The sequence below is a fragment of the Thermococcus sp. 101 C5 genome (assembly GCF_009372125.1).
Lineage (GTDB): Archaea > Methanobacteriota_B > Thermococci > Thermococcales > Thermococcaceae > Thermococcus_A > Thermococcus_A bergensis.
In genome coordinates this window covers 1-17946 of record NZ_WHIZ01000021.1, presented here as the reverse complement: position 1 = coordinate 17946, position 17946 = coordinate 1, and the positions used below count along the sequence as shown (strand labels likewise).

The window sequence follows — 17946 nt, the reverse complement described above, 5'->3', positions numbered from 1 at the left end:
TTGCTTTAACTTTATCTAAAAGAGGTGATAGAAGATGTTGAAGGAGCCGATTATAGCTATAAATTTTAAGACGTATATTGAGGCCACCGGGGAAAGGGCTTTAAAGATAGCCAAGGCGGCGGAAAAGGTTTACAAAGAAACCGGAATAACAATTGTCGTAGCCCCACAGCTGGTAGATCTTTATAGAATTGCTCAAGAAGTTGAGATTCCGGTCTTTGCTCAACATATAGACCCGATAAAACCCGGAAGCCATACCGGGCACGTTTTGCCAGAAGCAGTGAAAGAGGCTGGAGCCGTTGGGACTTTGCTCAACCACTCCGAGAACAGAATGATCCTTGCGGATTTAGAAGCTGCAATCAGAAGGGCTGAAGAAGTCGGCTTAATGACAATGGTCTGTAGCAATAATCCTGCGGTTAGTGCGGCAGTTGCTGCTCTAAATCCAGATTACGTTGCTGTTGAACCGCCGGAGCTTATTGGTACTGGAATTCCAGTCAGCAAGGCAAAGCCCGAGGTGATAACCAACACAGTGGAGCTCGTTAGGAAGGTAAACCCAGAGGTTAAGGTTCTTACTGGGGCCGGTATCTCAACGGGAGAAGATGTGAAGAAAGCTCTAGAATTGGGAACGGTTGGAGTTCTCTTAGCAAGTGGTGTTACAAAAGCCAAAGATCCAGAAAAAGCAATAAGAGACCTCGTATCGCTGATAGTTTAGCCTTTAAGGATCATTATCTCCGCTTCAATGTCCTCTAGAGATGCGTTCCATCCTCCCACTACATACCTTTTTCCATCTTTTGTTTCAACTGTTATGTTTGAGATAACCTTTCCTTCATTTTCAAAGAAGTCAACTATCCTTCCAATTAAATGGACGGGTTCTTGGGTCTTCACGAACTTTCCGTGTACTTCTATCTCACTTCCAATTAGGTTGTGATCCCTTATGTCCTCCACGAGAGCTCTAATATGTATGTAGCTCTTTGGAAGCTTTATCCTTTTTTCTTTTTTCTTATAGACTAGTTCTCCAGTGGGCCACAGTGCATGGTAAAAGTATCTATCGAGCATGAAAAGGAGATTTTTGTCCATTATTATTAAGGCGTAGCCCCTTATTGTTTGTTCTTTTGATTTGAACGCTTCGGGGGGAGCGTAAATGCCCAGATTTTTGTCTTGTATTACTATTGTTGGGTCCTCTACTTCTCTTACCTTAATTTTGTCTGCAATTTTTGGAACTTCCTTCTTTCCATACAAAAAGAGGTCAATTGTGACTTCCTTGTTTTTTGCCTTTAAAAATGGTGCCAGCTTTTCCAAAAGTTGTGAAGGAATTGCAAGGGAAAGGTGGTACTGGGCGTTCTTTATTGCCTCTGTTATGTAGTTCTCCAATGTTGTTTTGCTTTTTACTACTATTACCTCTCTCCGGCTTTCGTGGGGGGTGTACATGGCTTTTAATTCTTTTTTTGCGAGTTCTACCTTTTTCAGGTAGCCCTTTTCCATTTCGTCGAAAACTTTTTCCGGGTCAAGTGGAACTATTTTCTTTGGCCTTTCACTTGTTATTGCAACAAAGCCCTTGCTCATTAAACTCCGCACAACGTCGTATATTCTTGGCTGGGGAACTTTTGAGAGGGAGGCGAGCTCGCCCGCTGTGAGGGGTCCTTGCTTGATTAAAGTAAGGTATGCATTTACCTCATATTTGTTCAATCCCAACTCCTTCAAGAGCGCCTTGAGCTCGCCTTCCTCCATTTGCTCTCCCTCATATTATGGCTTTTTCAGTGTCCTTGTCAAATACGTGGATGTTATCTAGGTCAATAACTATTTTAACCTTACTCCCGACCTCAAGGGGTATGTGGCCTGGGAGCTTTACCTTTATGATTTGGCCGCTTCCTATATTGGCATGGACGATCGTGTCTGTTCCCAAAGCCTCAATAAAATCTACTGTTCCCTCTATTGTTGTGCTTCTCTTCACGTGCTCTAGAGATGAGATACCTTCTATAGTCATGTGTTCAGGTCTTATACCGAAGACAACTGTTTTGTCGATATACCTCTCTAGGAGCTCTTTAAAGTCCCTTGAAAGTGGAATCTCAAACCCTTCTCCCTCTAGGATAATGGAGTCATCTTTCTCTTTAACACTCACCTCAAGTAAGTTCATCTCCGGAGCGCCTATGAACGTTGCAACGAATATCGAGTTGGGCTTCAAATAAACCTCCGTTGGAGGCCCGACTTGAAGGAGCTTCCCTTTGTTCATTACCGCTATCCTATCTCCCATTGTCATGGCCTCAACTTGATCATGGGTAACGTATATTGTGGTGACCTTTAACTTCGTTTGGAGCTTCTTGATTTCCGCCCTCATTGTAACTCTGAGCTTAGCATCGAGGTTGGAGAGCGGTTCATCCATAAGCAGAACATCCGGTTCGACCACTATTGCCCTTGCAACGGCCACTCTCTGTCTCTGACCACCACTGAGTTGAGCGGGATATCTGTCAAGGAGCTCCTCTATTTGAAGCAGCTCCGCGGCCCATTTAACCCTTTTATCTATCTCGTCCTTTGGGTACTTTTTAATTTTCAATGGAAACGCTATGTTATCATAAACTGTCATGTGAGGCCATACAGCATAGCTCTGGAAAACCATTGATATGTTTCTGTCTTTGGGAGGAAGGTAAGTTACATCTCTCTCCCCAAACCATATCTTTCCGCCTGTTGGCGTTTCTAAGCCTGCTATCATTCTAAGCGTTGTGGTCTTACCACAACCGCTCGGTCCGAGGAGTACAAGGAATTCTCCGTCTTTTATAGTGAGATTTACCCCATCAACGGCCTTTACCCTTCCTTTATCAAAATACTTCTTGAGGTTTTCAAGCCTGACTTCCACCATTTTTAACACCTCATTTCAGTGTTATACCCCACATTGTTACCAAATACTTCCTAGCAAAGAATATGAACGTTATAGCAGGAAGTATCATGATGAATGCTGCTGCAAACTTGTAGTAATCGGGTGCTGCTCCTCCACTCGCTCCGGCCATTATTGACAAAATTTGAGCCGGTAAAGTTCTGTGGGATAGGGTTAAAATTGACGCTACAAAAACTTCGTTCCATGACATGACGAAGGTAAACATAGCCGCAGCAGCTAAGCCGGGTAATGCTAGGGGCAGGGTAATTCTGAAGAACGAACCTAACCTCGTGAGTCCAAACACCATGCCTGCTTCCTCAAGCTCGGTTGAAACACCTGCAAAGATGCTTGAGGTTATTAAGACTACAAAGGGAAGTGCCATTGCTGTGTGGGCAAGTGCAACTCCCAGTAGAGTATCAATGAGGTTGAGCTTTATGTAAAGGATTACGAGGGGAATTGCCATCACAGGTATTGGGAACATTCTAAGGGCTACTATTGATAGTTTTATGGTGTCCTTTCCAGGGAAAATAAACTTTGCAACTGCGTAACCTGCGGGAATTCCAAAGGCGAAGCTTATTGCTATTGTGATAAGTGCAACAATAACGCTGTTTTTAATTCCATCTAATGCTCCGAGCGTGAAGAGAAGGGTTTTGACGTATTTTATTGTGAAGCTTGTTGGGATGACCTTCTTCGGATCGTAATAGTCTTTTGGAAGAGCAAAGCCATAAAGCGTTGAGATTATTATCGGGATTACTATCCAAGCAACTACAGTAAAAATAAACGCATAGAAGGCTAGCCTTTTTAGCATGAACTTTGTTTCTTGGTTCATCTTCTCACCTCCAGATACTCAGCCTTCATGAACTTAATATAGAGTGCTCCAAGCAACAGTGAAAGTCCCGCTATTACTAGAGCGTAAATTGATGCCACGTCGTATTCTTTGAGCTCTGTTAGCCTATAGAAACCTTCTCCAGCCAGGATTGGGATGTCTCTTCCAGCCAAAATCCATACAATACCGAATATCTGCATTGCGAAAAGGGTTCTGATGATCAAAGCACTCTGGATGCTTGGCTTTAAGAGGGGAATCACTATCTTCCTCAGCCTTGTCCAGTAATCTGCTCCAAAGACCTCTGCTGCCTCTAGATACTCATTGCTTATCATCTGAAGTCCGGCAAGGATTATGACAAAAACTATTGATGTTGCTCTCCAAAGCTCGGCTAGAACAATAGCCAGAAACTCCATATGGCGATATTGATACCCAAAGAAGTAGATAGGCTGATGGATAAGTCCAATATTTAGAAGAAGCTTATTTAAGAATCCGCTTGGGGAGAGCATGGAATACCATATCAAACCCGCAGCTACGTCGCTTATCGTTAGCGGGATCGTGAGGACATAAATAGTAAGATCCTTTCCTTTAAATGCCCTGTTAACAGCAAGGGCCAATATAAGGGCTAACCCAACTTGAGTTGGGACAATAACTCCCGCAAGGGCTATGGTATATTTTAAAGCCTCCCAAAAATAAGGATCGGCAAATGTTTTTCTAACAGTTGCGAGAGAAAACTGCCCATTTTGGGTAAACGCAGTATAGAGGGCTTGAACAAGGGGATATCCAACAAAAAACAGCAGATATGCAAATGCGGGTAAAATTAAAAGATAAGGAATGTAGGAGGATTTGACCTTCATGGCACCTCCCTCATGGAATCTCTTGTCCCATCTCTTGGAAGAGCTGCTTTACTTGTGGGCCGAGTTCTTTAACTACTGCTTCTGGGTCTTCGCCTTTAAGGACGATCCTTTGGAATGCAGTTCTGTAAGCGTCTGTGAACTGTCCTCCCTTTTCGCCGAGGTTTGGAATCATGGCTACAACTGCATCGGGAGTTGCTGATTGTGCAGTGACACCTTCTGCGATGACTTTAAGTGGACCTGAGGGGATTGCACCAGTTGCTTCTTGGACTGTCGGGAAGAATCCAACGTTTTCGAGGATCTTCACCTGGGTTTCTGGCTTTGTGAGGTAGTCTATTAACTTCCAAGCTTCATCTGGGTGAGGAGCATTCTTTGGAATTGCCAATCCTGCAACTACGAGGATGAACCCTCTTCCCTTTGGCCCTCTTGGCACTGGGACTACTGCGAACTGATCTGGGTTGGTTTCTATTGCGTTCTTTATTCTTGCGGCGTGATCCCAGGCGATCATAACTTCCCCTCTAAGGAGCGGCTCACCCATAGCGTCCCATGTTGTGCTTGCTGGGTTGACATATTGCCAGAGCTCTCTAAGGTACTTCCACATTTCTACGGCTTCTGGGCTGTCGAAGTTTTTAGCCTGGTAGCCGGTAAAGCTTGGGTAGATGTAACCGTGGAGGAATCTGTGCAAGAGACCCTTTGGTCCAGCTGGGAATCCGAGCTGTGGTTGTCCTGTTGCATCTTTCAAGTTCTTGGCCCATTCGAGAAGAGCATCGTATGTCCACTTCTCAGTTCCCTTCATAACGTCTTCCTTTGTAAGTCCTGCTGGCAGATAATCGAACGCTTTCTTGTTTACCACCATTACATAGGTGGCACTCATCCATGGGATGTAAACTTTCTTTCCGTTTATGGTTGCATATTTCTCAAAGGTGCTTATGAAGGTTCTTCCTTCAAGTTTTCTTCCGCTTAGGTCTTCAAGCCATCCCTTGGAAGCGAAGAAGTCCAATCCACCGTGAAGATCAGCTATCAAATCGATGGTTACCTTGCCAGTTTTTTCCTCTGCCTCAAGTCTTGTGGCTAGATCGGTATAGCTGATAGGTACAAAGTTTACATCAATTCCCGTTTGATCCTTAAACTCCTTAAGTAATTGCTCTTGTACAAAAGCTCTCTCCTCTGGGGGGTTTAACTGTGTTGAAAGCCACGTTATTGTGACTTCTTCTGTGGTGGTTGTTTGTGTTGTGGTTTGGTCTCCCCCAATGCAACCACTCACTATTGCTCCTAAAAGAACCAAAACCAAAACTCCTACCAAATGTACTTTTCGGCTCATGGCCTAACACCTCTGAAGTATTCTGTTTGATTTTGCTAACTCAAAATATATAAATCTTGTGATATAAACCACTTTTTGTAGTTGTATTTAAAATGGGAAAATGAAAAATCAGAGTTTGATGGTCTTTCCAGTTTTTGAAGACTCATAAGCGGCTAGAATTATCTTTAGGTTCTTTTTGGCGATTTCTCCAGTTATTGGTGGCTCTTTGTCTTCTATTATCGATTCTAAGAATGAGTTCACGATGCCATTGACATCGGCTCTCTCCCAGTATATCTTCTCTGCCCTATCCTGATATACAGTGAAATCCGGATATGCCGTTCTGATGTCGAGGAAGCCTTCCTTTCCGAGTATGTAATATTTGATTTCCAGTCCGTATGCGTATCCTTTTGGGTTGCCCCATCCTGCGTTGAGAACCGCTACAACACCATTTTTGAATTTCAACACTGCAGTTCCTATATCATCTACAGGGAATCCATATATTTTTGACCCTATGCTTGCGTAGACACTCTCCGGTTCGCTGTTTGTAAGCCAGAGCAGAGAATCTATTCCGTGGGGTGCAGTATCCATGAACCCCCCGCCGCCTGCTTTGTTAACATCTAAGAACCAGCTCATATCCAGGCCTTCGAGGAAGACTGGAGGTTTAACGTACTCCGAGATTGAATATATATACTCGAGCTCTCCTATCTCTCCGGCCTCTATCATTTCTTTTGCCTTTCTGAGGGGTATTGTGAACCGGGGATTGAAGGGAACCATGAGCTTTACTCCCGCTTTTTTCGCTGCTTTGATAATCTCATCGGCGTCTTCGAGAGTTAAAGCAATTGGCTTTTCTAGGAGGATGTGCTTCCCCTCTTCGGCAGCTCTTATGGCAACTTCTTTATGCCGATAGGTTTCAATTGCTATGTACACGGCATCTACCTTATTGTCTTTGAGGAGGGCCTCGTAGTTTTGGTAAAATCTTGCCTTCAGTTTTTCTGCTTCTAACTTAGCAACGTCTCTGTTTGCTCCATCACCGGAAATCGCGTAGAGTCTTGCTTTGGGATTGGAGGCAAAGGTTGTTCCGTACCTAAGTGCGTGGGGGTGAGCGTAGCTGATTATTCCAACATTTATCATTCTATCACCCCCTTAAACTCCAATGGTTCTTCTCTCTTTGCTGATTCTATCGCCGTCTCTGCCATTTGGAGGGCTATTAGTGCGTCTTTTGCAGTTATCACGGGCTCTTCTTCTCCCATTATTACTCTGAAGAAATGTCTCAGTTCGGCTTCAAATGCCTCAGGGAACGCTGAGAGCAATGGTGAAAAGCGTGGCATTTCAAAGTGGCTCTTTACCACTCCAACAACAGGGGTGTCTAGGGGAGTGTATCTTATCCTTCCGTTCTTTCCTAGAACATCTAGGTGGTGGTAGAAGACACCATAACGGGCTGGATACGAATAAGCCCAGCTTACTTCTGCCAATCCTGTTTTACCACCTTCAAACTCTATCATCATCACAAAGTGGTCGTATGTTCCGTTAATTTTTGCCTCTTTTCTTATGGCTTTTCCGATTCCAAGGATTTTTACGGGTTCGCTTTCGAAATACCACCTGAGAAAATCTGTAACGTGAACGCCTAAGTCTATTGCAACTCCTCCCCCTTTATTTGGCTTCCAGTACCATGCAGTCTCTGGAAATGGCAATCTTTGGACTTCCGCCTTTCTTATCTGCATTGGCACGATGTTTCTCTTTTTTATTACTTCCTTTATCTGTACCCACCTTTTATCGAATCTTCTCGTATGACCAACCAGAAGCCACAGTCCTTCTTTTTCTGCAGTTTTTATCATTTTTTGGGCATCTTCAGTTGTAAGAGCTATGGGTTTTTCTACAATCACGTGTTTGCCGCTTTTTAGAGCTTTTGTGGCTAATTCGGCGTGAGTGTAAGTTGGAGTTAGAATTTCAACAACATCCAAGTCCAGATCAAGGAACTCATCTAAATTTGTGTATGGCTTAGCATTAAACTCTTTTGCGCATTCTTTTGCCCTTTTCTCTTTGATATCCATGCAAGCAACGACTTTTACTTCTTTTAGATTTTTAAGAGCGTTTTTATGGGCCAAATTAAATATATTTCCGCATCCTATTATCCCAACTTTCAGCTTTCCCATGAGGGATCCCTCATGAGTATATACGTACCAAAAGATATTTAAGCATTTTTATTTTAAAACCACTATGAATGGTTGTATTTTGGTGATGGGCGATGAAGGTCATTGTAGGTATTCCAAGTTACAACAACGCTGATACAATTGGATACGTTGTTAGACAAGCTGCAGAAGGACTAAAGAAATATTTTGGAGGAGGATTAATTATCAACTCGGACGGTGGAAGTAGTGACGGTACGAGAGATGTTGTTATGAAAACTCCAGTACCAGAAGGGGTTGAAGTAAGAAGTTTGGTCTACAGGTGGCCGATATCTGGCAAGGGCAGTGCCATGAAAGAAGTCCTGGAAATAGCAAAAGATGAAGGTGCTGATGCGGTAGTGTTTGTTGATAGCGACTTGAGAAGCATAACCCCGGAGTGGATTTACAAATTAGCTAAACCACTTGAGGAGGGATATCATTTCGTTGCCCCTCTGTATTTAAGACACAAATATGACGGAACAATAACAAACAACATAGCGTATCCAATGACAGCTTCTCTCTATGGATACAATATCAGACAGCCAATAGGAGGCGACTTTGGAATCAGCGCAAAGCTTATAGATACATACCTTAGTGACGAAGAGGTTTGGAAAAGCGATGTAGCAAGATTTGGAGTGGATATATTCCTTACAACCACGGCAATAGCAGAAGGATTCAGAGTTACCCAGGCTGCTCTGGGAGTTAAGATTCACGATCCAAAGGACCCAGCAGCTTCTCTGGGACCAATGTTCAACCAGGTCGTGGGGACTCTATTCATGCTGATGCAAAAGTATGAGGATAACTGGAGAAACGTCAGAGAGATAAAACCTGTCCCGGTTTTCGGCGAGATGGAGGTTAGGGAACCGGAACCAGTTAAAGTCAGCTTAGATCTGTTAAAAGAAAAGGCAAGGAATCTTTTTGAGGAAAATAAGCCGATTTTAGAGAAGGCACTCTCAAAAGAAACGTTTGAAGAGGTTACAGAAGCCTTGAAAACGTTCGAGTTTGATGACGTCCTTTGGAGCCACGTTCTCTTTGATGGGGCGGTGGCATATAAGAACGGAGTGCTCAAGAATGCCGAACCTTTAGTGGCGCTCTACTTTGCAAAAACTGCAGACTTCGTGGAAAAAACAAGGGACATGACAACGGAGGAAGCTGAAAAGCTGGTTTTAGAAAGGGCAGAGACTTTCTTAAAGGAGAAAGATTACCTTTTGGAGAAGTGGCAATGAAGTTTCCATCTTTCATTTGTTTTGTCTTTCCTTTGGGACTTTTTTTGAGTTTCTATCTTCTCCTGTCTTTGTGAACCATTGTGGACAGGAATAGTACGCTTAGGCATTCAGAAATTATAAATTAAGAAAGAGCTAGAACTTCAAGACTCTGGCTATAACAATCAGCGGATCCCAGACCGGAGCAAAGGGTGGCGCATATGCTAAGTCTACAAAGAAGAGGTCTTTTGTCGTAAATCCTGCCTGCAAAGCGACTGCAAATGCGTCTATTCTTGGGAGTATTTCTGCCCCAGCTGCCTGCAATCCTAAGAGCCTTTTGCTCTCTTTGTCTGCCACGGCTTTGAGCCATATTTTCTTTGCTCCCGGGTAGTAATGGGGCTTTGTATTTGCCTCTATGAATGCTGTTTCAACCTCGTAGCCTTCTTTTAGTGCCTCATCTTCTGTTAGCCCGGTTTTTCCAATTTCCAGGTCCATGAATTTGGTTATAGCCGTTCCAAGAACACCCGGAAATGTTACATCAATACCTGCTATGTTGCTCCCGGCCACGTAGCCCATCTTGTTTCCTGCTGGAGCAAGAGGCATCCACACCCGTTTGCCTGTGAGCATATGGTTTGTCTCTGCAACGTCTCCCGCAGCATAAACGTTCTCAACGCTCGTCTGCATCCTTTCGTTCGTCCATATTGCTCCTGTCTCTCCAATCTTGACTCCCAGCTGTTGTGCAAGTTCTGTGTTTGGCTTTATTCCGGTGGCTATGACAACCAGATCGGCTTTGTATTCTCCTGCGTCGGTAATTACCTTCTCGGCCCTCTCTCTTCCCTCAATTGCGAGAGTTTTCTCGTTCAAGCGAAGGTTCAAATGCTCTTTTAGTTTTGCTTCCACTATGTCAGTTACCTCCTTGTCAAAGGTTTTTCTCAAGACTCTCTCGCTTCTGCCGATGAGTGTTACGTTTTTTCCCTGAGCCACGAAAGCCTCTGCCATCTCAAGCGCTATATAGCCGGTTCCAATTACAACGACGTCCTTTACATCGGTGTTTTCCATGTAATCCCTTATTGCGAGAGCATCTGGGGGCAGGTCAGCCGTAAATACTCCCTCCAGCCCTACCCCTTCTATCGGAGGAATTTGGGGCGAGGCACCGTTTGCAAAAACCAGGTAGTCCCACTCGTAGGTTCTCTCTTCATCATTCTCCCTTACTCTCACGCTTCCCTGCTCAACTTCTATCACTTCTGCATTCAGGTGCAGGTCGATTCCTCTCTTTTTGATAAAAAACTCCGGCGGATAGTGCATGAGCTTTTCCTTCGGAGAAATCCCCTCAACGACGTAAGGAATACCGCATGGAGCATGACTTACCCATTCAGTAGCCTCAAAGACTTTAACATCCCATTCAGGTTTTAGTCTCTTCACTCTCGATGCGGTGCTCATTCCAGCAGCTCCACCACCTATGATAACGACTGTCTTTTTCATACTCATCACCAAAAAAGGGTTGTAAACCTAAGGTTAAAAAGTTAATGAAAACTCAAATGTTCAAGGGAAGCTTCACGTAGTCAAGGACGCTCCCGTAGCTCTTCTTTATTTCAACATGCTCCACAAGCTCCTTAAACTCTCCCCCAGCAAGTCCGTCCGCAATTATTGCGCTCCCCTGAGCGGCTTCCTTTGCCCTACCTTCAAGGCCGCGCTGTTTAACTACCGGAATGCCAAAAAGCTCCTCGAATAAGTCTTCAACGTCCTTCCTAAGCTCATCTATGCGCATAAGCCTGCCTGAGAGTATTATCTCCTTTGCTTCCCTAACAACTGCGAGCTCGCTGGCGACAGCTTTAACAAATCCATCTTTCATGGCCTCCCAAGCCTTTGCAAAGGGCTCTTCGTCAAGCCTTTTTGCAAATTCCTCTGGCGCCAATATCTTTTCTGCAGCAATTATGCTTGCCCCTCCCCAGAAGAGGTGCCACTTCTTGATGTTTCCCATTAAGTAAGCTACCTCTCCATCAAGAGCACCGCTGTTTACATATGCAGGCCCCGGAAAAATTGTGCCACCAATTCCGTCAACTATTTTCCCTTCTTCAACGGCTCCCGCATAGTTGTAGCCGAAGCCAACCTCAAGGAGGACAAAGGAGACGTTGGAGTAATCAATCCCGAGCCTTTTTGCCTGGTCATAAATGGCAAGAACAGTTAAGGCCATCTTATCCGCAGTTCCCATATCAATTTTATTGTACTTTCTCCACTCTGGAACCGTTGGAAGGTGTATAACGCCGGGAATGAACCAGACGTTCATATTCTTTTCTGCCATTTCATCTATCATCTTCTGCAGTCCAATAAGGACAGGTATTCTCTTCATCTCTTCTTCTCTAACAAGAGTCATTTCAAAGCGGGCTCTATCGGTTAGTTCGCTTATATGCTTGAGGGGAACACCGTATCCCGAAGGACCAACTATAAGGTCTGCTTCAAAATCCTCTATTGATTTGACGATTCTGCTAGGTTCTTCCGCAACTATCTCACTCGGAAAGCTGAGGTCGAGCTTTATCTTTCCATTTTCAAGGCCAATAATGTCGAAGCTCTTCGTGCCTGGATCAACGCCTACAACCCTCATCCTCTCACCCAAGTAGAGAAAGATAGAATTCTAAGAAAGCTTGTCTCACTTCTTTTCTTCGATGTAGTATCTTCCTTTGACCTTGACAAGTTTGTAAACTTCTCCTTCTTCTATTTCAAATTCTGGCTTTTCGAGTTCAAAGGTCTCATAGTTTTTCATGTCCATAAACTGGACTTCTCGTGGGGTCGAGCTCGTTGCCATGGCCTCTAATCTCTCATGCTCCACTGTATCGATTTCATCTCGCTTTACTGTTTTCCAGTCTTTGTGTTCGTTTTCATGTGTGGAAAGATTTTTCAGAGACAAGCCTTTCCCGCTAACTCCCTCAACCCTGTATATGTTGCCTTTTTTGTCCTCAACGATGTCCCCTACTTTAAACTTCGGGATTCTAACACTAACGCTCGTCCTGTAAACTTCTTTGCTTGTCATTCTGTCCTGCCCGACCAGCTGATATGCCTCGCTTATACTTCCGCCGTATTTGTCCCGTATCATTTGGGCGAGCTTTCTTGCGGCACTCGTTGAGCCCATGTAGAAGTCTATTCCTTCTTCTTTCTCTATGGTGTCCTGAATGAAGCCCATTCTGTCGCGCTTCATTATTTCGTCAACTTTTTCCTCAACTAGTTTTGAGATTTCATCTTTCTCTTCTTTTGTTAAGACTCTATCTTCAGCTCTAACCTGCAAAATTGCCTCGAAATAACCTCCTAGGAATTTTTGGCACCTTGGACATACTGTTTGCCTTACATAGACTGTTAACATCTTCTTTTCATGGTGAAGTTCCTTTTGCATTTCGTGAATTCTCGCTTTAACTTCCACTTCATAGTTGATTATTGCCGGAAAGTACTCTATGTGCCAGTCAACGGGCTCAAAGCTCACATATGCAGTTCCCACTGGTAACTCTGTTATTTCTTCGAGTTCATCTTTGGGAACTATCTTTACTTCTTTAACCCTCTCATCAAGGAGTAGATTCTCAACGAGAGCATTATCCGCAACTTCGAAGATGAGCTCTTCAAGTTCGTAATTCCTTGGGTCAACCCATGTCCCCCTGACTTTATAACTCCCGCAGTTTTGACAGAGTTCGGTATTTATTTCATCTTCTATGAGGAGCACGGGGTTTTCTTTTCTAAAGCACACCTGACAGAGACCTTCTATGAGCGGACCTCCCTCCCTCTCGCTGATTCCACACCTGTAGCAAAATCTCTCGCTCATTTCTCTCACCCTTTACACTGTGGTTAAAAAGCTCAATATAGTATTTTCGCCATCTGCGCGTGGGGAACTCCCTGGATGTATAGGACTCTCTTTTCATCTACATAGCCCAGCTCAATGGCCTTTTTTACACATCTCTCTCCGGTGAGGTTGGCTATTGTAGCTTCTTCTAGAAGCTCTTCGAGGGCGTCAACATCCTTAAGTTCTCCTTTATAAAATCTCTCTTTTACTTCCAATTTAAGCTCCCCTTCTCTAAACGTTTTGCCCAGAAGCTCTTCATCACATGCTGCTACAAGAACTTCTCCCTGAACACGATAAACTTTCACGTAAATCTTCATAAGCCATCACAGGGTAAAAATAGAAAGAGGATTTAAAAAATTAAGGGAGAACTATCAAGAGGTTTCGAGGTCTTCTATGGCTTCACTTAGAATTTCATACGCCGTTTTTATGTTGATGTATGCTCTTCTTATATATGGAATTGCTTGTATCTTTGGTTGTATTGGAATGCCAAATTTCTCTGCTATTGCATTGTAGTTTTCTTCGGCGAGCTCTTTGTAGGTGAGGGCTTCTTGTAGTGTTTCGTTGTCAACTCCCAGTTCTATGGCTTTTGCATATAGGTCGTCAAACTTTCTGGAATAACTGTTGTAGAGGAGGTACCAAGTCATGTACATTGTTCTCATTATGTCATAGCTTGTCTTGTAAGTTACTTCTATAGTAACCTCTGATGCAAATTTCACTGTGACAAAGAGGTACTGTGCATACTTTCCTTTCTCGATGTAGTAGTTAACCACATGGTCGCCCTGGACTTCGATGAAGTAGGCATCCAGCGGTAGTGTTATTCTAACTGTGGATGTAGTGCCTGTCTCTCCGCTTACAGTTACCGAGACTTTTCCGTGAACTGCCTGGAAGTTTGTAATCTCTCCGGGACCTGTGAGAACTGCTGCGCTTATGTTGCTTTCACTTGCAAATTCAGTAAACGGTTCTTTGACGGAGACCTTAAACTGTCCTTCAAAGTCTTTGTATTTGTCGCTGATTACTTTGACGTTAAAGATAGCGTCATTAAGGGAGGTTGCTGTGTATATAAACTTGAGCTCACCATCAACTGCGTAGTACTCTTTGCCATCTATGAATACCTTCACTTCTCCCTGAATAGGCTCAAGTGTGGCTTTATCAAGTATTTTGAGTGTCATAGTTGTAGGTTCTCCTATTGTGGGAGTTCCCATTAGCCCCACATACATTTCTGGCTGACCGACTTGGAATATCATTGGAGCGTACACCATGGACTCCCCAGTGTCTGTGTCAACAAGTCCGAGGATGCCAAGGTAAGTGCCCTCACCAGTTAGGTTGACCTGAGCGCTTATCGTCTTTGAGCCAGAACTGAATGTGAATGGTGTTGGGTCTACACTCACATCACCGTTGTCTCCGAGGATTTGGTAGTAGAACACGTAGCCAATTGGGTTGTAGCCGACGGTGTCATATCCATGGACTACTATGAGGTAGTATCCTGGTGCAGGCATGAACTGCTCAAAGACCTCGTCGCTGGTTGGGCCAATTTGCTCATAGTAGAGGATGTAGTTTTCAAAGTTTAAGAGGTCCTCATAGGTTGGGAAGTAGTAGACGTAGAGGTCGAGATCAGCGCTCGGGTCTTCTGGTTGGGTGATGCCGAACCTTATGAAGTATGTAGTTGGGTCGACGTAGACCACACCAACAACATCCCACTCGTCTTGGCCAACGTTTCTTGCCATAACATTGCTGACATCGAGTCTGCCAAGCCCATAGCCTATGGCACTTGCGTTGAAGGTGCCATAGTTATTTGTAACTACAGCATTTACATCAACTACAGAAGGTGAATCAACATCCTTTCTTATGAGCTGAGGTGATATAGAGACCGATGCGAGTTCGACTTCTATTTCGTAGTGGGACTCATCATATCCACTCCAGTACTTGGTGAATGTGCTTGAGTATGCTGTTATCTCCCAGGTTCCCTCGACAGGATTCTCCACTACCCATGTGTACTCGTAGATGTTTCCGGAGGGGTTTGCTCCAACGTAATAGTAGCCTGGAACACCATCATATACAACACCGCCTAAAGGCCTCGCTATTACCAGCTTGGTTCTGCCCATAGGCATTCCGTTTTCGTCAGCTGGCACGCGAAGTGTGACACGGAGCTCTTTGGTTCCTCTCGGGACTTTCACGAAGTAGTGTTTGGCCTCTCCTGGCTTCTCAGTGTCTGAGAACTTGATGTGGGTCTCGCCGTTCGAATTCATTGGGATGTCAACAGTAACAGGGACGTAGCCATCGATGTAACTGGTGTCGGGATCATCAATATAGATGAGCCCAACGTAGGTTCCGGTCTTCTGGAGCTTGGAGTAGTCGATGTTAATTGAGAACTTGCCAAAGGTAGTGTTTCCTGCAACGACTTCGGTAGTGTTCGGGATGATCCAGTCAACGTTTGCGCTTATGGTGTACTTCTTCTCCGTGGCAGTGTAGTTAAGCCCCCATCCCGGGATATAGTCCATCGGATAGAAGTATATTGGGACGCTCGCAGGATACTCGTTCCTAATGTAAACACCGCGGTATAGGTACGGTAATCCAAACATGTTCTGGAAGTAACCATTGAAGTCAATGTAAGCCGGTGATATCGGAATAAGTGGAGCTTCAATTGGGTTCTTGAAGCTGGTGAAGGTGGTTCCACCGTAGATATAGGTGGTTGGCTCCTGGCTGAGCTCCTCAAGCTTCTCGATAGCCTTGTCAACCTGAATGAGACCGAAGCCCTGGTCTATGAGCGTTCCGTTAACGGGCTTCGCGCTGAGTTCGAGGGCGCGCTTTATCATGAACGGGTCATATCTGATGCCATGTTGCTTGGCGTAGCTTATCATAAGAGCAACGGTACCGCTGACGTGCGGTGTTGCCATCGAGGTACCACTCCAGATTCCATAGTACCTGTAGGGGTTGTCGTATATAACAGTGTACCACATCGGAAGGCTCGAGAAGATGTCCGTACCGGGCGCCATAACATCCGGGTCGAGCATGCCGTCGTCCCTCGGCCCCCTGCTGGAGGTCATTGATGGACCTGAGATTATACCCAGGTCAACTTCATACCAGAAGGACTCCCTCTCGTTGTCCACATAGTTACCAACGGTTATGACGAGGTCGCTTGTACCTGGTGAGTGGACGGTGTTGGTTGAGGGCCCCTCGTTTCCGGCCGCTATGGCAAAGGTAACGCCAAACCAGTCGGTTATCAGGTTGGCGTAGAAGATTTCGGGGTTCTCTAGACCGTCGTTTATCTCCCCTCCTCCACCAAGGGACATACTTATGACGTCCGCACCGTTAAGGGCCGCGTAGAACATTCCGTTTATGATCCAGCTGTATCTACCAAATCCACCTTCACCCGGAAGAACTTTGACCTCAATGAGCTGGGCGTTGGGGGCGACACCGTACACCCCACTGAAGATCGGGTCGTCTGGGAGACCAACGCCGGCAACGGTACCGCTGACGTGGGTTCCGTGTCCGTGGGCGTCCCACATGAACATTGCGTAGCCTATGCCGTCTCCATAAGGAACTATGTACTGATAGTTTTCGGAGTTCTTCATGTCTCCTATGTGGACCCTCGCAAGAGCGATGTCTACGAGGGTGTCCGGAGTCTGGAAGTAGTCCCCGGTCTCCGTGAAGAGTCCGATAGGCTGGTCATCGGTGAAGTTGTTGTTGAGGTTGTAGTCTATGTAGGCAATGAAGTTTCCGCTCTGATTGACGATGAGGACAGGGTAAACTTCCTTTTTGTCTCCATCAAAGTTGATGTCAAAGTACCTCTCGGGAAGAGCGCCCACATAGTACTTGTCACCCTGAATGCTTCCTACAATATAAGTTGTAAGAGTGTAAGTTTTGTATTTTGAGGGGTGATCGTAGTAGAGGTCAGAGTAGTAACCCATATACAGGGTAACGTTTTTATTGACAACTATTGTGCCGTTTTGGGTGGTGTTGGTAACATAAAACAGCTGGGCTATTCCCTCATCGCTCGCGTCGTATATGTCGATAATCTTTGGCCTTCCGTCGAAAGTGACCTGAAGGAACGGATGTGCAACGTCAACACCTGTGTCAAGAACGGCAACGGTGACATTGTCTCCAAGGACGCCGTAGTTAATCCACGTGTCGTAGGCACGAATCGTGAAGATGCTCATGAACATATCAGGAAGCTTAGGTTCCTCAACAGTGGGCTTTACATTCTCTATTCCCGGCTCAAGTGCGACTGGTTCCAGAAGCTTGACAGTCCTGTCCTTCCAGACGTGAAGTATTCCAGGGATATTAGCAAGCTTCTCAACGTTTGAAATTGGCATTTCAACGACTATAAACTGAAATTCTGGTTTGCTGATGGGATCGATCTTTCCAAGGCTTTTGAGAGCATTAAAAACATTCCTAGCATGTTCCTTGTCTGGAGCAACTATCAGGCGTACAATCTTCTCGTCGCTTTTCAGTATTCTCTGAATTTCTTTCTGGAGAACTTCTCCAGGTATGAAATTGTTGGGACTCTCTGCGGTAGTTTGTTGGGAATTCTCAATTTGTTGCATTGAGGCAGTAGTTGCTACTACCACTGGTAAGGTTACTGGTACTACTGAAAGTACCATTAAGAGCATTACAAAAACACTTAGGGTCTTTTTATTCATCGACTCCCCCCCATAAGACTAATTCATTAAATGATTATAATGTGTATCGATATAAACATTTCGGCATTGGTGTATGACACTGTCAGGATAAGCAGTGGGACGTTAGGTTTAAGTTTCTGATACCTCTTCAGAAAAGGGGAGAGAAATGAGGACTGAAACCATTATTTACTTACTGGTTTCAGTCTTAAAAACCTTTCGCCGGAACAAAATCCCAGCAAAAAAGAAAACCAGGGCAATAAACCTGTACCTGCACGGACTAAGTTACAGACAGGT

14 protein-coding genes and 1 pseudogene are annotated in these 17946 nt (G+C 44.7%); 3 read left to right on the top strand and 12 right to left on the bottom strand.

The genetic code is table 11. The annotated features are described in order from the left end of the window. Nucleotides 1-34 precede the first annotated feature (34 nt). Entirely contained in the window at nucleotides 35-709 is a 675-nt protein-coding gene (gene tpiA, locus GBV73_RS04635; RefSeq protein WP_152879668.1) for a triose-phosphate isomerase, read from the top strand. Here the strand turns inward: tpiA and GBV73_RS04630 are convergent. The 7 genes from GBV73_RS04630 to GBV73_RS04600 form a co-directional block, all read right to left on the bottom strand. Continuing rightward, entirely contained in the window at nucleotides 706-1725 is a 1020-nt protein-coding gene (locus tag GBV73_RS04630) for a TrmB family transcriptional regulator (RefSeq protein ID WP_152879666.1), read from the bottom strand. The two genes, tpiA and GBV73_RS04630, sit on opposite strands and share 4 nt — an antisense overlap. A 10-nt stretch (nucleotides 1726-1735) precedes the next feature. After that, nucleotides 1736-2851 carry an ABC transporter ATP-binding protein gene (locus tag GBV73_RS04625; RefSeq protein ID WP_152879664.1) on the bottom strand — a complete coding sequence of 372 codons (1116 nt, stop codon included), beginning with the start codon at nucleotides 2849-2851 and terminating at the stop codon, nucleotides 1736-1738. A gap of 10 nt (nucleotides 2852-2861) precedes the next feature. Continuing rightward, nucleotides 2862-3695 carry a carbohydrate ABC transporter permease gene (locus tag GBV73_RS04620; protein WP_004068035.1) on the bottom strand — a complete coding sequence of 278 codons (834 nt, stop codon included), beginning with the start codon at nucleotides 3693-3695 and terminating at the stop codon, nucleotides 2862-2864. Beyond that, nucleotides 3692-4546 (bottom strand): carbohydrate ABC transporter permease, encoded by an 855-nt coding sequence (locus GBV73_RS04615; protein ID WP_152879662.1) that lies wholly within the window; start codon nucleotides 4544-4546, stop codon nucleotides 3692-3694. The genes GBV73_RS04620 and GBV73_RS04615 overlap by 4 nt, the downstream gene beginning before the upstream one ends. A 10-nt stretch (nucleotides 4547-4556) precedes the next feature. Further along, nucleotides 4557-5864: an ABC transporter substrate-binding protein gene (locus GBV73_RS04610; RefSeq protein WP_152879660.1), complete on the bottom strand. Its 1308-nt coding sequence runs from the start codon at nucleotides 5862-5864 to the stop codon at nucleotides 4557-4559. 108 nt (nucleotides 5865-5972) lie between these two features. Continuing rightward, nucleotides 5973-6974 (bottom strand): Gfo/Idh/MocA family protein, encoded by a 1002-nt coding sequence (locus tag GBV73_RS04605; protein WP_152879658.1) that lies wholly within the window; start codon nucleotides 6972-6974, stop codon nucleotides 5973-5975. Further along, nucleotides 6971-7996: a Gfo/Idh/MocA family protein gene (locus GBV73_RS04600; RefSeq protein ID WP_152879656.1), complete on the bottom strand. Its 1026-nt coding sequence runs from the start codon at nucleotides 7994-7996 to the stop codon at nucleotides 6971-6973. Before GBV73_RS04600 ends, GBV73_RS04605 begins: the two co-directional genes overlap by 4 nt. Nucleotides 7997-8088: 92 nt before the next feature. Here GBV73_RS04600 and GBV73_RS04595 point away from each other — a divergent pair, with 92 nt between their 5' ends. Beyond that, the gene (locus GBV73_RS04595) at nucleotides 8089-9234 is read left to right on the top strand and encodes a glycosyltransferase (protein WP_042700182.1); all 1146 of its coding nucleotides are present in this window, start codon (nucleotides 8089-8091) and stop codon (nucleotides 9232-9234) included. A gap of 132 nt (nucleotides 9235-9366) precedes the next feature. Here the strand turns inward: GBV73_RS04595 and cdr are convergent, their stop codons facing one another. The 5 genes from cdr to GBV73_RS04570 are packed head-to-tail and all read right to left on the bottom strand — an operon-like array spanning nucleotide 9367 to nucleotide 17673. After that, nucleotides 9367-10692 carry a CoA-disulfide reductase gene (gene cdr, locus GBV73_RS04590; protein WP_152879680.1) on the bottom strand — a complete coding sequence of 442 codons (1326 nt, stop codon included), beginning with the start codon at nucleotides 10690-10692 and terminating at the stop codon, nucleotides 9367-9369. Between the two features lie 52 nt (nucleotides 10693-10744). Continuing rightward, nucleotides 10745-11812 carry a DUF1464 family protein gene (locus GBV73_RS04585; protein ID WP_152879654.1) on the bottom strand — a complete coding sequence of 356 codons (1068 nt, stop codon included), beginning with the start codon at nucleotides 11810-11812 and terminating at the stop codon, nucleotides 10745-10747. A gap of 45 nt (nucleotides 11813-11857) precedes the next feature. After that, nucleotides 11858-13015: a 60S ribosomal export protein NMD3 gene (locus GBV73_RS04580; RefSeq protein WP_152879652.1), complete on the bottom strand. Its 1158-nt coding sequence runs from the start codon at nucleotides 13013-13015 to the stop codon at nucleotides 11858-11860. Nucleotides 13016-13047: 32 nt separating this feature from the next. After that, nucleotides 13048-13350 carry a DUF424 domain-containing protein gene (locus tag GBV73_RS04575; protein WP_087035986.1) on the bottom strand — a complete coding sequence of 101 codons (303 nt, stop codon included), beginning with the start codon at nucleotides 13348-13350 and terminating at the stop codon, nucleotides 13048-13050. A gap of 54 nt (nucleotides 13351-13404) precedes the next feature. Then, a complete protein-coding gene (locus GBV73_RS04570) occupies nucleotides 13405-17673 on the bottom strand; it encodes a S8 family serine peptidase (protein WP_152879650.1) in 4269 nt (1422 codons plus the stop codon). 145 nt (nucleotides 17674-17818) lie between these two features. Here GBV73_RS04570 and GBV73_RS04565 point away from each other — a divergent pair. Continuing rightward, a pseudogene (locus GBV73_RS04565) lies at nucleotides 17819-17946 on the top strand (IS6 family transposase); the annotation flags it as partial.